The organism is Rhodococcus sp. X156 (genome assembly GCF_004006015.1).
Taxonomy (GTDB): domain Bacteria; phylum Actinomycetota; class Actinomycetes; order Mycobacteriales; family Mycobacteriaceae; genus X156.
Map to the genome: position 1 here is coordinate 3493886 of NZ_CP034766.1, position 12106 is coordinate 3505991.

The window sequence follows — 12106 nt, forward strand, 5'->3', positions numbered from 1 at the left end:
CCGCCGTGGCGCTAGTCCTGCTCCGGCTGCTGCATGCCCGGCAGCGCGATGAACAGTCCCTCCGCGGAGACGCAGACCTGACCCTCGTGCTCGATGCTCCCGACGGTGCGGATCTTGCGGCCCTCGATGCTCAGGCACTCGGTGCGCACCGTCAGCGGGACGTTCAGCGGGGTCATCCGGTGGTAGGTCATGGTCAGCGACGCGGTCACTCCGGGCTTGCCCGCCCAGCCGTTGCACACCCCGAGGGCGTGATCCAGGATCAGCGCGCTCACCCCACCGTGGGCGTGGTGCGGCGGCCCGTGGTGCAGCCAGTTCAGGGTGACCTCGCCGATCATCGTGCGGGGTCCGTCGCCGACCAGCCGCAGGGGCGGGGCCACCACGTTGCGGGCCCCCGAGGCCGGGTCGTGCTCGGGCGGGCGCTTCCACCCGCGCAGCTCGTCAGCGACCTGCTCGTGGCTCGGGGCGCCCACGGCCAGGCGGGCGGCGATGGCGTCGAGCTGGGCGGCGATGTCCTGCAGCTCCTCGGCCGGCAGGTCGGTGCGCAGCAGGGCCTCCCCCACGCGCCGGGTGGCCTCCACCACTGCCACCGGGTGGCCGGTCGGACTCTGGCCGTTGGGGCTGGCCGAGCCGAAGCCGGTGTCTGCCTGGGTCATCTGCATTCTGCCTCTCGGGGCTGTTCGCCCGGACGGGCAGGGAAACTAGTATGTATTCTAATTGTGTACCACCCAGGACGGTGGAAGGGTAGGCAGATGCCTCGTGTAGCCGACAGCAGGTCAGCGGCCGCTCCCACCACCCAGCCGCAACGGGCCCGCAGGGTGCGCATCCTGCAGGCCGCGACCGAGCAGGCCATGGCCAAGGACTTCGACCGGGTGCAGATGCACGACGTGGCCGAGGCCGCCGAGGTCGCCATCGGCACGCTGTACCGCTACTTCCCGTCCAAGACCCACCTGTTCGTCGGCGTGATGGCCCGGCAGGTGCAGGGCCTGAGCGAGGGCTTCGCCCGCAACCCCCCCACCGGCGGCACCCCCGCCTCGCGCATCTTCGACACGCTCTGGGGCATCCACGGCTACCTGTTGGACAACCCCACGCTGGCGTCGGCGATGATCCAGGCGGTGCAGTCGGCCAACGCCGAGACCGTGCCCGAGGTGCGCGTCATCGACACCTCCATCCGGGAGGCGCTCGCCCGGGTGCTGGGCACCGACGACCCCGACCAGGACACCGCCGCGGTCATCCGCATCCTCATCATGATGTGGTTCGGCATCCTGCAGTCCAGCCTGAACGCCCGGTTCACCACCGCGGAGGCGGAGTACGACCTGCGGCTGGCCTGCCACCGGCTGCTGGACGGGCGGGCGGTGGGCACCAGCGGAGCCCCCGGGGCGGAGGACCAGCCGTGACCGAGCTGCGGGTGGTCGAGGGCGACATCACCGCCCTGCCGGTGGATGCCGTGGTGAACGCAGCCAACTCGGGGCTGCTCGGCGGTGGCGGGGTGGACGGGGCGATCCACCGTGCCGGCGGCCCGGAGATCCTCGCGGCGTGCCGGCAGCTGCGCGCGAGCAGCCTGCCCGACGGGCTGCCGGCCGGGCAGGCGGTGGCCACCACGGCGGGTCGCCTGCCGGCCCGGTGGGTCATCCACACCGTGGGCCCGGTGTACTCCCGCAGCCAGGACCGCTCAGCTGTGCTGCGCTCGGCCTACACCGCCAGCCTCGCCGTGGCCGACGAGCTGGGCGCGACGAGCGTGGCCTTCCCGCTGATCTCCGCCGGGGCCTACGGCTGGCCGCTGGAGGACGCCGTGAGCCAGGCGCTCACCGCGATCCGCAACGCACCCACCACGGTGGACGAGGTGACGCTGGTGGCGTTCTCACCGGCGGTGGCCGAGGAGATCCAGCGCCAGCTCCGCTAGGACGGCGGGTCGTCCCCGGCGGCGGACCGGCTGCGCCCGGCGCGCACCGCCAGCAGCACCAACCGCCCGCCCAGGCCCAGCAGCACCAGGTTGGCCAGCATCTGCACCGTCACCACCGCACGGGCCGCGTCGGTGTCAGCGGTGATGTCGCCGAAGCCGACCGTGCTGGCCACCGTGACGGTGAAGTACAGCGCGGCCATCCGGGACAGCGGCTCGGCGAAGCTGGTCGGGCTGGCCTCGCTCATCAGGTGGTAGACCATCGCGAACCCCACGAGGTAGGTCGGCACCACCGCGGCCAGCGCCTCCGCCGCCTGCACCACCGGGTACCGGTCCCGGGTGATCCGGTAGACCTGCCACGCCGCGACCACCACGACGACGACGAGCACGGCGACCAGCAGCACCCAGGTGCGCACGTCGTCCACCCGCCGCAGTGGAAGCACGAAGTACGCCACCACCAGCACCACCGCGGTGCCGGTGGGCCACACCACCGCCCGACGCAGCAGCGAGCGGCGCTGCTCCGCGCTGAGCTGCGCGTAGGAGCGACCTGTGGACACCCACGCCTCCCCGCACGCCGCCGACCGGGGCCAGGACCCGACGCTACGCAGCCCGACAGCGCCCGGCCAGGCGAGCGCGGTGGGTTACTGGGCCAGGCGGGTGCGGTTGGCGCCCAGGTCAGCGGAGTCGGCAGCCGCGCGGCCGGCGTGCCAGCCCTGCGCGTCCACCGGTCGGCTGCGGCGCACCACCACGTCGGGAAACAGCTGGGTGAACACCTCCGCCACCGCCTCGCCGCGCTCGCGCAGCACCGGCACCAGCTCCGCGCCGTAGGCCTGCGCGGCCTCGTCCTGGGCGTGGCGGCTGCTGCGCTCGAGCAGCTCGCCCACCCGCACCGCGTAGGCGATGAGGAAGGCCCGCCGGAAGGAGCGCGAGCGGTTCTCGCTGCCCTGCCCCGGCTCGGTCATCGCCCGGGTGGCCTGCAGCAGCAGCGAGGTGAACAGCAGCTCCACCAGGTCGAGGTCCTCGGGCAGACCCACCAGGGTGGCCACGCCCAGGCTCTCCGCCCAGATCAGCCGGGCCCCGTTGGCCTCGGCCACCACGCTGAGCAGCTGTGCCTTGCCGTCGGGGTAGGGGGTCTCGACGTGCACCCGGCGGGCGCGCACCTGGCCGAGCACCCCGCTGCCGGCACCGGCCCGCAGCACGGCCACGTCGATGGCGTAGCGCGTCATCAGGTCCTGGGCCTTGGCGCTGAGCGCCTCAGCCTCCTCGGGATAGTCGGTGGACTCCGCCTTGGCCAGCAGGGCCCGGATGCGGGCCAGCATCTTTGGCTCGCCAGCGCCTCCGCTGCCCGCCACCGGGGTGAGCACCGGGCCGGTGGACCACTGTGACGGCGGAGGGCTGAGCACCTGCAGCGTGGGCAGCGTGGTGAGGCGGTGCAGCAGGCACGCCACGTCGTACCAGGCCTCGGTGGGTGAGAGCAGGTGGCGCCTGCTCCACGCCGCGGTGTCCGCAGCAGCCGTCTCGGCGCCGATCGTGTGCAGCTGCACCGACCACTCCTCCGGCAGGTCCGGCCGGGCCCGGACGTCGCCCGCCACCAGCCCCACGGCCAGGTCGACCACCGTGGCCGGCCAGTCACGCCGCACCACGTGGGCCACGTCGGCGGGCTGCCACCCGTGATCCCACAGCGTCTCCAGCACCGGCTGCAGCACCGGCCAGGCGCCCTCGGCCTCAGCATCCAGCCGCGCCAGGCGCTGCACGTACCCGTCGAGGCGACGGGTCTCGGTGCGGGTGCCGCCCACCAGGGCCGCCGCGGCGTGCAGCAGCTCGGCCACCGACGCGTCGGCAGCCGGCTCGGGGGCCAGACGGGAGGTGCGCTGGGCACCCGGACGCTTCTTGCTCGAGGAACCCACGGGTCCATTGTCCGTCTTCGCCCACTTCCTCCGACCGTGGGCTCCCTCACCGTCCACAGCAACGCTGCAGGCAGCGCTGGTGCCGCCCCGGTAGGCAGCGACCCACCCCTGCTGTTAGGTTCCCCTTACCTAACCGTCGTCTGAGGAGAACCATGTCCCTTTGGAGCCGCACACGCGCGATCGCCGCCGTGTCCGTGGTGCTCGGACTCGCCCTGGCTGGATGCTCGACCGGAACCTCCGACGACAGCGCCGCCACCGAGCCCACCACCAGCTCGTCCACGGCCTACCCGGTCACCATCAAGCACTCCTTCGGTGAGACCACCCTCGCCAAGCAGCCCACCCGCGTCGCCACCGTCTCCTGGGTGAACGCCGACGTGGCGCTGGCGCTGGGCGTCGTCCCCGTAGGGATGTCCAAGGACGAGTTCGGTGGCAACGACAAGGGCTCGACCCCCTGGAAGGACGAGGCTCTGAAGAAGGCGGGCGCGGAGATCGGCACCAGCAAGGCGCCGGCGCAGTACTCCGAGACCGACGGCATCAACTTCACCGAGGTCGCCAAGGCCCAGCCGGACGTCATCCTGGCCGCCTACTCCGGCATCACCCAGGAGGAGTACGACAAGCTGAGCAAGATCGCCCCCGTGATCGCCCCGCCGGGTGTCGCCTACGGCACCTCCTGGCAGGACTCCGCCAAGATGATCGGCCAGGCACTGGGCAAGTCCAGCGAGGCCGACACGCTGATCGCCGACAACGAGAAGCTCATCGCCGAGAAGGTCGCGCAGTACCCGCAGCTGAAGGGCAAGACCTTCATCTACGGCAACCTCGACCCGTCTGCGGCGGAGAAGATCTACCTCTACACCGACGTGGACAACCGGCCGCGCTTCCTCTCCTCGCTGGGCATGACCCTGGCCCCGGTGGTGGCCCAGAACGCCAAGGGCGAGGAGTTCTACGTCAGCTGGTCCCCGGAGCGGGCCGACCAGCTCGCCGCCGACGTCTTCGTCAGCTGGGTCGCCGACGCCAAGACCGTGGACACCATCAAGGCCGACCCGCTGCTGAGCCAGATCCCCGCGGTGAAGAACGGCGCCCTGGTCACCACCAGCGACAACACGCTGACCCTGTCGCTGTCGGCGGCCAGCGTGCTGAGCATCCCGTGGGCGCTGGACCAGTACCTCCCGCTGCTGGCGGACGCCGCCGGCAAGGCCTCCTGACGGTGACGCAGACCCCCACCCGCGCGGCGACCGCCGCGAGCACCCCGAGCCGGTCACGCGCATCCCGCGTGGCCGGCTCGGCCGCGCTCGTGCTGGCCCTGCTCGTGCTGGCGGTGGTCTGCGTCCTGTCCCTGAAGTACGGCGCCCGGACGGTCGCCTGGAGCACGGTCTGGCAGGCCTGGACCGACCACGACCCGGCCGACACCGACCACACCGTGGTCCGCGCGCGGCTGCCGCGCACCGTGGTCGCCGTCGCGGTCGGCGCCGCACTGGGCCTGGCCGGCGCGGCCATGCAGGGCCTGGCCCGCAACCCCCTGGCCGACCCCGGCATCCTCGGCATCAACGCCGGTGCCTCGCTGGCCGTGGTGATCGCCCTCTTCGTCTTCGGCCTGAGCTCCCTGCAGGCCTACATCTGGTTCGCCCTGGCCGGTGCCGCCGTCGCCGGGGTGGTGGTCTACACCGTCGCCAGCATCGGCCGCGAGGGCGCCACCCCGGTGAAGCTGGCCCTGGCCGGCGCCGCGTTCAACGCCGGCATCGTCTCCCTCACCAGCGCCGTGTTGGTGAGCAGTCGGCAGACACTGGACACCTTCCGGTTCTGGCAGGTCGGAGCCGTCGCCGGTCGCGGCTGGGACGAGGTGCGCACCGTGGCGCCCTTCCTGCTGGTGGGTCTGCTGCTCACCCTCGCCACCGGCCGGGTGCTCAACGCCCTGGCACTGGGCGACGACGTGGCGCGGGGCCTCGGCCAACGGGTCGGGCTCACCCGCGTGGTCACCGGGCTGGGCGTGGTGCTGCTGTGCGGCGGCGCCACTGCGCTGGCCGGACCCATCGGCTTCGTCGGGCTGGTGGTGCCGCACATCCTGCGAGGCTTCGTCGCCGGGGACTACCGGTGGATCCTGCCCGGCTCGGCGCTGCTCGGCGCGGTGCTGGTGGTGGTCGCCGACATCATCGGCCGGGTGGCGCTGCCCCCTGGCGAGGTGCCGGCCGGGGTGATGACCGCCGTGATCGGCGGCCCGGTGTTCGTCTGGCTGGTCCGTCGCCGCAAGTCCGTGGCCAGCTCGTGAGCCTCCGCACCGGCACCGGAGCCGACCAGGAGGCGCTGACCGAGGCCCGCGCCACGGTGCGCGCAGTCCGCCGCGGTGACCGGCGCCGCACCACCCTCACCGCGGGCGCGCTGGCGCTGGCGGTGCTGGTCATGTTCTTCGTCGACGTGCTGCTGGGCTCCTACACCGTCACCATCCCGGACTTCTTCCGCATCCTCCTCGGCGAGACCATCCCCGGCGCCAGCTTCATCGTGATGGAGGACAAGCTGCCCCGGGCGGTCATCGCCGTGCTGGTGGGCGCGTCCTTCGGCATCAGCGGCACCATCTTCCAGACCATGCTGCGCAACCCGCTGGCCAGTCCCGACGTGATCGGCGTGACCGCCGGGGCCAGCGCGTCGGCGGTGTTCGCGGTGGTGGTGCTGGGCGCCACCGGCACCACGGTGTCGCTGGCCGCCTTCGTCGGCACCTGCGCCGTGGCGCTGGCCATCCACGTGCTGTCGCGCTCCGGTGGCCTCGGCGGGCAGCGACTGGTGCTGGTGGGCATCGGCATCGCCGCCGTGCTGCAGGCGGTCACCTCGTTCCTGCTCACCCGCACCAGCATCCAGTCCGCCTCGGACGTGGTGCGGTGGCTCAACGGGTCGCTGAACAACAGCAGCTGGGACCGCGCCGCACCGCTGGCCATTGCCCTGGTGGTGCTGCTGCCGGCCGCGGTGCTGGGTGCGCGCTACCTGACCGGGCTGGCCCTGGGCGACGACACCGCCGCCGGGCTGGGGGTGCCGGTGGCCCGCGCCCGCCTGCTGCTGCTGCTCATCGGCGTGGCGCTGGCCGCGGTGGCCACCGCAGCAGCCGGGCCGGTGGCCTTCGTGGCCTTCCTCGCCGGCCCCATCGCCCGGCGGCTGCTGGGCGGCCGGGTGGCACTGCCGGTCGCCGCCGCCGTGGGTGCGCTCATCGTGCTGACCGGCGACTACGTGGCTGCCAACCTGCTGCCCGGGGCGGCCGTGCCGGTCGGCGTGGTCACCGGTGCGCTGGGTGCCCCGTTCCTGCTGTACCTGCTGATCACCGCCAACCGGGTGGGCCGAGGAGGATGACCGTGAACCGCGAACACACGCTCGAGGCGCGGTCGCTGACCCTGGCCTACGACCAGCGCACGGTGGTGGACGACCTGTCCCTGACGCTGCCGCAGGGGCAGGTCACCATGATCGTGGGAGCCAACGCCTGCGGGAAGTCGACGCTGCTGCGCGGCCTGGCGCGACTGCTGAAGCCGGCCTCGGGGGCGGTGCTGCTGGACGGCCGCGCCATCCACCAGCTCTCCACCCGCACGGTGGCCCGCTCGCTGGGCCTGCTGCCCCAGTCGCCGGTGGCGCCGGAGGGCATCACCGTCGCCGACCTGGTCGGCCGTGGCCGCTACCCGCACCAGGGGTGGTTCCGGCAGTGGTCCGACGCCGACGAGGAGGCCGTGGCCCAGGCGATGGCCACCACCGACACCCTGGAGCTGGCCGGGCGCAGCGTGGACGAGCTCTCCGGCGGACAGCGCCAGCGGGTGTGGATCGCCATGGCGCTGGCCCAGCACACCGACATACTGCTGCTCGACGAACCCACCACGTTCCTCGACGTGGCCCACCAGGTCGAGGTGCTCGACCTGCTGACCGACCTCAACCAGGAACGAGGCACCACCGTGGCGATCGTGCTCCACGACCTCAACCTCGCCGCCCGCTACGCCGACCACCTGGTGGCCATGAAGGCGGGCGCGGTGGTGGCCAGCGGCAGCCCGGCGGAGGTGGTCACCGAGGAGATGGTGCGCACCGTCTTCGGGCTGCGCTCCACCGTGGTGCCCGACCCGGTGACCGGCACGCCGATGGTGGTGCCGCTGGGCCGGCACCGCTCCGGCGCGACGACCGCCCCGGTGCGCCGATGACCGCCCCGGTCGAGGTGCCCACGCTGCTCGCCTTCCCGGTGACGGTGGCCGCGGTGCAGCGCCTCTCCCCCAGCTACCTGCGCATCACCTTCCGAGGTGCTGACCTGGCGCAGTTCCACCGCGGCGGACCGCTGGGCACCCGCGACCTGCGGGTGAAGGTGATCGTGCCCGGCGAGCTGGGCGATCCGTGGGCGCCGCTGGACCTCTCGCCCGGCTGGTACCCGCGCTGGCTGGCCACCGACCCGCGGGTGCGGGGATGCATGCGCACCTACACCGTGCGCGGGCTGCGGCTGGACCTGCCGGTGCCCGAGCTCGACCTGGACTTCGTGCTGCACCTGGACGCCGACGGCCACGGCGGCCCCGCCACCCAGTGGGCGGCCGCGGCCGCCGTGGGCGACCCGATCACCATCCTCGGCCCCAACCAGGCGACCGGCGGGGTGCTCGGGGGCATCGAGTGGCACCCGCCGCGGGCCAGCGAGGAGCACCCGGTGCGGGTGCTGCTGGCCGGCGACGAGACCGCGGTGCCCGCGGTGACGTCGGTGCTGGCCACGCTGCCCGCCGGCTACCACGGGCAGGCCATCCTGGAGGTGCCCTGCGCCGAGGACACCTTCGCGGTGACCACTCCCTCCCAGGTGGAGGTGGTGTGGCTGCCCCGGGACGGCCGGCCGCACGGCGCTGCGCTGGCCACGGCGGTGCGCGCCGCCCTGGCCGACGTCCCACCCGCGACCGCGAGCCGGGACGCACCGCCGGCCGACGTGCTGCCCGAGGTGGACATCGACCGCGACATCCTGTGGGAGGCCGCCAACGACGAGGACGGCTCGTCGTCGTTCTACGCCTGGATCGCCGGCGAGGCCGCCACCGTGCGTGACCTGCGCCGGCACCTGGTGCGCGACCTCGGGGTGGACCGCACCGACGTGGCGTTCATGGGCTACTGGCGGCTGGGCCGGGCCGAGGGCTCCTGACACCGGCGGCCTGGCGAAGTCGGCGGGCTGCCAGACTGACCCGGTGCCTGAGCTGCCCGAGGTCGAGAGCGCCCGACAGGTCCTGGAGCGTGCGCTGCACCGGCGCATCACCGAGGTCGACGACACCGACACCTACGTCTGCCGCCCGCACGTCCCCGGCGAGATCGCAGCCGCCCTGCGCGGCGGCGAGCTCGTCGCCGCCCACCGCGTGGGCAAGTCGCTGTGGTGCGAGACCACGACCGCCGACGGCGACGCCGGCCCTCGGCTGGGCATCCACCTGGGCATGAGCGGGCGCATCTACGTGCTCGACCCGGAGGGCCCGCACGTCTCCGGCGGCCGCTACGGCGGCGGGGAGCCGTTCCTGGTCGCCGGCGACAACGACAAGCCGGTGTGGACCCGCTTCCGGATAACCTTCGCCGACGGCGGCGAGCTGACGCTGTTCGACAAGCGCCGCCTGGGCCGGGTGCGCCTGGAGCCGGACATCCACCTGCTGGGGCCGGACGCCCAGCAGATCGGCCGGGAGGAGCTGCGTGAGCGGGTGGGCGCCAGCCTGGCGCCGATCAAGGCGCGGCTCATGGACCAGACGGTGGTCGCGGGCATCGGCAACCTGCTCGCCGACGAGGTGCTGTGGCAGGCGATGATCCGGCCCAGCCGACCGGCCAGGGACGTGACCGCGCCCGAGCTGGACCGGCTGTGGGAGGCCCTGGGCCGGGCCATCGATTCCGCCATCGCGATGGGCGGGGTGCACACCGGTGAGGTGGTCGCCGCGCGGAAGCGGGACGGCACCTGTCCGCGCTGCGGGGCGCCGATGGAACGGGCCACCGTGGGCGGGCGCACCACCTACTGGTGCTCGCGCGAGCAGGCCTAGCCGGGCTCGGCTCAGGTGGCCGCAGCCGCCGCCACGCCCAGCCGCTCGGCCAGCGCCATGGCGTCGAACGGGGCGTGCACCTTGACGTCGTTGTCGAAGTAGACGAACACGTCGGCCTGCTCGGCCCAGCGCCGGATCTTGCGCGCCCACGCCTGCAGGGCCTCGTCGGTGTAGCCGCTGGTGTAGAGCTCCTCGGCGCCGTGCAGGCGCACGTAGACCACGTCGGCGGTCACCGTCTCCAGCAGCGGCCACTTGCCCGCGGTGTCCGCCACCACCAGGCCCACCTGGTGCTCCTGCAGCAGCGCAGGCAGCTCGGGGGTGGTGAAGCTGGCGTGGCGCACCTCCAGCACGTGGCGCAGCGGCCGGTCCTGGCTGGGCGTGGTCCAGCTGCGGCCGTCCATCCGCTCGTCGTGCCGCTGGGCCAGCTCGGCGGCGGCGAAGGTGGTGCGGGGCAGCAGGGCGAAGAACTCCGCGAGGCGATCGGCGTGGTAGCCGAGGTTGGGGGGCAGCTGCCACAGCAGCGGGCCGAGCTTGTCCTCCAGCGCCAGCACCCCCGAGGCGAGGAAGTTCGCCACCGGGGTCTGCACGTCGCGCAGCTTCTTCATGTGCGTGACGAAGCGCGGCCCCTTGACCGAGAAGACGAAGTCGTCGGGGGTCTCGGCGTACCACTGCTGGTAGCTGGTGGGTCGCTGCAGCGAGTAGAAGGACCCGTTGATCTCGATGGTGCGCAGCTTGCTGGCCGCGTAGGACAGCTCGCGGCGCTGGACCAGCCCCTCGGGGTAGAACACCTTGCGCCACGGCGGGTAGCGCCACCCGGAGATCCCCACCCGTACCTGGTGCGCCGCCTCACTCACCGGGGTTGAGCGCCCGAGTGACGAAGTCGGTGACGTCGTTCAGCACCTCGTCGCGGTTGGTCTCGTTGAAGATCTCGTGCCGGGCGCCGCGGTAGACCAGTGCCTCGAAGCGGGTGCCGCGCAACACCTCCACCCCGGACCGGGTGGCCGCCAGCGGTACCAGCTGGTCGTCCTCGCCGTGCAGCCACAGGGTGGGCAGCCCGCCGAGGTCGGGGCCGTCGTTGACGGCGGTGATGGCGGTGGCGAGGGCCTCCAGCGTCGGCCGCTTGAAGGGTCCGTGCCACACCAGCGGGTCCTCGGCGTAGGCAGCTCCGACGGCGGGGTCGCGGGAGAGGGTGGTGACGTCCAGCGGCTCGTCCGGGATCTCCGGCAGCCCGAGCAGGTGCTCCACGGTGGGCCAGCTGCCGAGGACCGGTCCGGACAGCACGAGCGCGGCCAGGGAGTGCCCGTAGCGCTGGGCGTACCGCGCGGCGATCAACCCGCCCATGGAGTGGCCGACGAGCACGGTGGGCAGGCCGGGGTTGTCCTCGCCGGTCTGGCGCACCAGCTGGTCGAGGTCGGCCACCACGGACTCGAAGTCGGTGATCACCGCCCGCTCGCCGCCGCTGAGGCCGTGGCCCTGGTGGTCCAGCCCGGCGACCACCGCGCCGTGGGCCACCAGCGCGTCGGCCACGTGCTCGTACCGCCCCACGTGCTCGCCGTAGCCGTGGGCCAGCACCGCGACGTAGGTGGCGTCGGGGTTGGGCCAGGTGCGGGTGGCGAGACTCTGGGTGCTTCCTCGTACCTCGCCCGTGCGCGCGTCAGCCATGCCCGTCTTTCTACCGCAGGTCGCCCTGCAGTGCGGCGACGAACGCGGGGTGCGGGTCCTGCACCAGCACCGCGGAGGTGTCACGGGTACAGGTGGTGCCGGTGAGCGTGGCCAGGCTGCCCCGGGAGAACGGCAGCACCGACAGCAGCACCAGGGCAGCGCCACCCAGGAGCGGGGCCATCAGCCACCCGACGGGCTCGCCCAGCGCCAGCCGGAGCACCACCACCGCGAGCAGCAGCACCACCCCGAGGCCGAGCACCGCCCGGGTCAGCGCGCTCCACCTGCGGCGGGTGCGGGCGCAGTCCGCGCACAGCGGCCACCCGGCCAGCTGCACGTAGGTGGCAGCGCCCATCCGGCCGGCGAGGTCACCCATGCGGGCCAGCGGCATCCATCGCGGCGAGGCCGGCAGGTCAGGGAGCTCTCCGGGCGCCGGCAGCCACTTGGCGGCCAGGTCCACCCGCCGCGCCGCGGGCGCCCCGTGGCGCGAGCACACCGGGAGCTGCGTCGCGTCCAGCCGTGGCGGCCCCTCAGCGGGGACGGCCACGGGAACCTTCAGCTCAGTCATGACGAATCATCTTGCCGCAGGAACCCTTTCGGCGTGGGCAGCGTCAGAATCCCGACCGTCCCCGCGATCGCCCTCTCGAGAGGAGTCC

General features: G+C 73.3%; 14 protein-coding genes. 8 read left to right on the forward strand and 6 right to left on the reverse strand.

Translation table 11 applies throughout. The annotated features are described in order from the left end of the window. Window positions 1-11: 11 nt before the first annotated feature. Window positions 12-653 (reverse strand): hotdog domain-containing protein, encoded by a 642-nt coding sequence (locus ELX43_RS16480; protein ID WP_127784362.1) that lies wholly within the window; start codon window positions 651-653, stop codon window positions 12-14. Between the two features lie 96 nt (window positions 654-749). Here ELX43_RS16480 and ELX43_RS16485 point away from each other — a divergent pair, with 96 nt between their 5' ends. Both ELX43_RS16485 and ELX43_RS16490 read left to right on the forward strand, forming a co-directional pair. Next, the gene (locus ELX43_RS16485) at window positions 750-1394 is read left to right on the forward strand and encodes a TetR family transcriptional regulator (RefSeq protein ID WP_127784363.1); all 645 of its coding nucleotides are present in this window, start codon (window positions 750-752) and stop codon (window positions 1392-1394) included. Beyond that, window positions 1391-1900: an O-acetyl-ADP-ribose deacetylase gene (locus ELX43_RS16490; RefSeq protein WP_127784364.1), complete on the forward strand. Its 510-nt coding sequence runs from the start codon at window positions 1391-1393 to the stop codon at window positions 1898-1900. Before ELX43_RS16485 ends, ELX43_RS16490 begins: the two co-directional genes overlap by 4 nt. Here the strand turns inward: ELX43_RS16490 and ELX43_RS16495 are convergent. Beyond that, window positions 1897-2454 carry a potassium channel family protein gene (locus ELX43_RS16495; protein ID WP_127784365.1) on the reverse strand — a complete coding sequence of 186 codons (558 nt, stop codon included), beginning with the start codon at window positions 2452-2454 and terminating at the stop codon, window positions 1897-1899. The two genes, ELX43_RS16490 and ELX43_RS16495, sit on opposite strands and share 4 nt — an antisense overlap. Before the next feature lie 84 nt (window positions 2455-2538). Beyond that, window positions 2539-3804 (reverse strand): DUF2786 domain-containing protein, encoded by a 1266-nt coding sequence (locus tag ELX43_RS16500; RefSeq protein ID WP_127784366.1) that lies wholly within the window; start codon window positions 3802-3804, stop codon window positions 2539-2541. A 152-nt stretch (window positions 3805-3956) separates the two neighbouring features. On the opposite strand from ELX43_RS16500, the gene ELX43_RS16505 reads away from it, so the two are divergent. The 6 genes from ELX43_RS16505 to ELX43_RS16530 all read left to right on the forward strand — a co-directional run bounded on the left by ELX43_RS16505 (window position 3957) and on the right by ELX43_RS16530 (window position 9791). Further along, window positions 3957-5006 carry an iron-siderophore ABC transporter substrate-binding protein gene (locus ELX43_RS16505; protein WP_127784367.1) on the forward strand — a complete coding sequence of 350 codons (1050 nt, stop codon included), beginning with the start codon at window positions 3957-3959 and terminating at the stop codon, window positions 5004-5006. 68 nt (window positions 5007-5074) lie between these two features. Then, window positions 5075-6067 carry an iron ABC transporter permease gene (locus tag ELX43_RS16510; protein ID WP_206518046.1) on the forward strand — a complete coding sequence of 331 codons (993 nt, stop codon included), beginning with the start codon at window positions 5075-5077 and terminating at the stop codon, window positions 6065-6067. After that, window positions 6064-7134, forward strand: coding sequence for an iron ABC transporter permease (locus ELX43_RS16515; protein ID WP_206518047.1), 1071 nt, complete (start codon window positions 6064-6066; stop codon window positions 7132-7134). Before ELX43_RS16510 ends, ELX43_RS16515 begins: the two co-directional genes overlap by 4 nt. A gap of 2 nt (window positions 7135-7136) precedes the next feature. Then, window positions 7137-7961 carry an ABC transporter ATP-binding protein gene (locus tag ELX43_RS16520; RefSeq protein WP_206518048.1) on the forward strand — a complete coding sequence of 275 codons (825 nt, stop codon included), beginning with the start codon at window positions 7137-7139 and terminating at the stop codon, window positions 7959-7961. Then, window positions 7958-8923 carry a siderophore-interacting protein gene (locus ELX43_RS16525; RefSeq protein ID WP_127784370.1) on the forward strand — a complete coding sequence of 322 codons (966 nt, stop codon included), beginning with the start codon at window positions 7958-7960 and terminating at the stop codon, window positions 8921-8923. Before ELX43_RS16520 ends, ELX43_RS16525 begins: the two co-directional genes overlap by 4 nt. Before the next feature lie 43 nt (window positions 8924-8966). Then, entirely contained in the window at window positions 8967-9791 is an 825-nt protein-coding gene (locus ELX43_RS16530; protein ID WP_127784371.1) for a DNA-formamidopyrimidine glycosylase family protein, read from the forward strand. Window positions 9792-9802: 11 nt separating this feature from the next. On the opposite strand, the gene ELX43_RS16535 is transcribed toward ELX43_RS16530, so the two are convergent. The 3 genes from ELX43_RS16535 to ELX43_RS17695 are packed head-to-tail and all read right to left on the reverse strand — an operon-like array spanning window position 9803 to window position 12018. Continuing rightward, entirely contained in the window at window positions 9803-10645 is an 843-nt protein-coding gene (locus ELX43_RS16535) for a DUF72 domain-containing protein (protein ID WP_206518049.1), read from the reverse strand. Beyond that, window positions 10638-11453 carry an alpha/beta hydrolase gene (locus ELX43_RS16540; RefSeq protein ID WP_127784372.1) on the reverse strand — a complete coding sequence of 272 codons (816 nt, stop codon included), beginning with the start codon at window positions 11451-11453 and terminating at the stop codon, window positions 10638-10640. The genes ELX43_RS16535 and ELX43_RS16540 overlap by 8 nt, the downstream gene beginning before the upstream one ends. 10 nt (window positions 11454-11463) lie before the next feature. Continuing rightward, window positions 11464-12018, reverse strand: a complete 555-nt coding sequence (locus ELX43_RS17695; protein WP_164860682.1) for a hypothetical protein — start codon at window positions 12016-12018, stop codon at window positions 11464-11466. Window positions 12019-12106: the final 88 nt, after the last annotated feature.

Bases quoted from the DNA above. Each gene is read 5' to 3' on its own strand.
- ELX43_RS16480 (WP_127784362.1), bottom strand. From the start codon at position 653: ATGACCCAGGCAGACACCGGCTTCGGCTCGGCCAGCCCCAACGGCCAG.
- ELX43_RS16485 (WP_127784363.1), top strand. From the start codon at position 750: ATGCCTCGTGTAGCCGACAGCAGGTCAGCGGCCGCTCCCACCACCCAG.
- ELX43_RS16505 (WP_127784367.1), top strand. From the start codon at position 3,957: ATGTCCCTTTGGAGCCGCACACGCGCGATCGCCGCCGTGTCCGTGGTG.
- ELX43_RS16525 (WP_127784370.1), top strand. From the start codon at position 7,958: ATGACCGCCCCGGTCGAGGTGCCCACGCTGCTCGCCTTCCCGGTGACG.
- ELX43_RS16540 (WP_127784372.1), bottom strand. From the start codon at position 11,453: ATGGCTGACGCGCGCACGGGCGAGGTACGAGGAAGCACCCAGAGTCTC.
- ELX43_RS17695 (WP_164860682.1), bottom strand. From the start codon at position 12,018: ATGACTGAGCTGAAGGTTCCCGTGGCCGTCCCCGCTGAGGGGCCGCCA.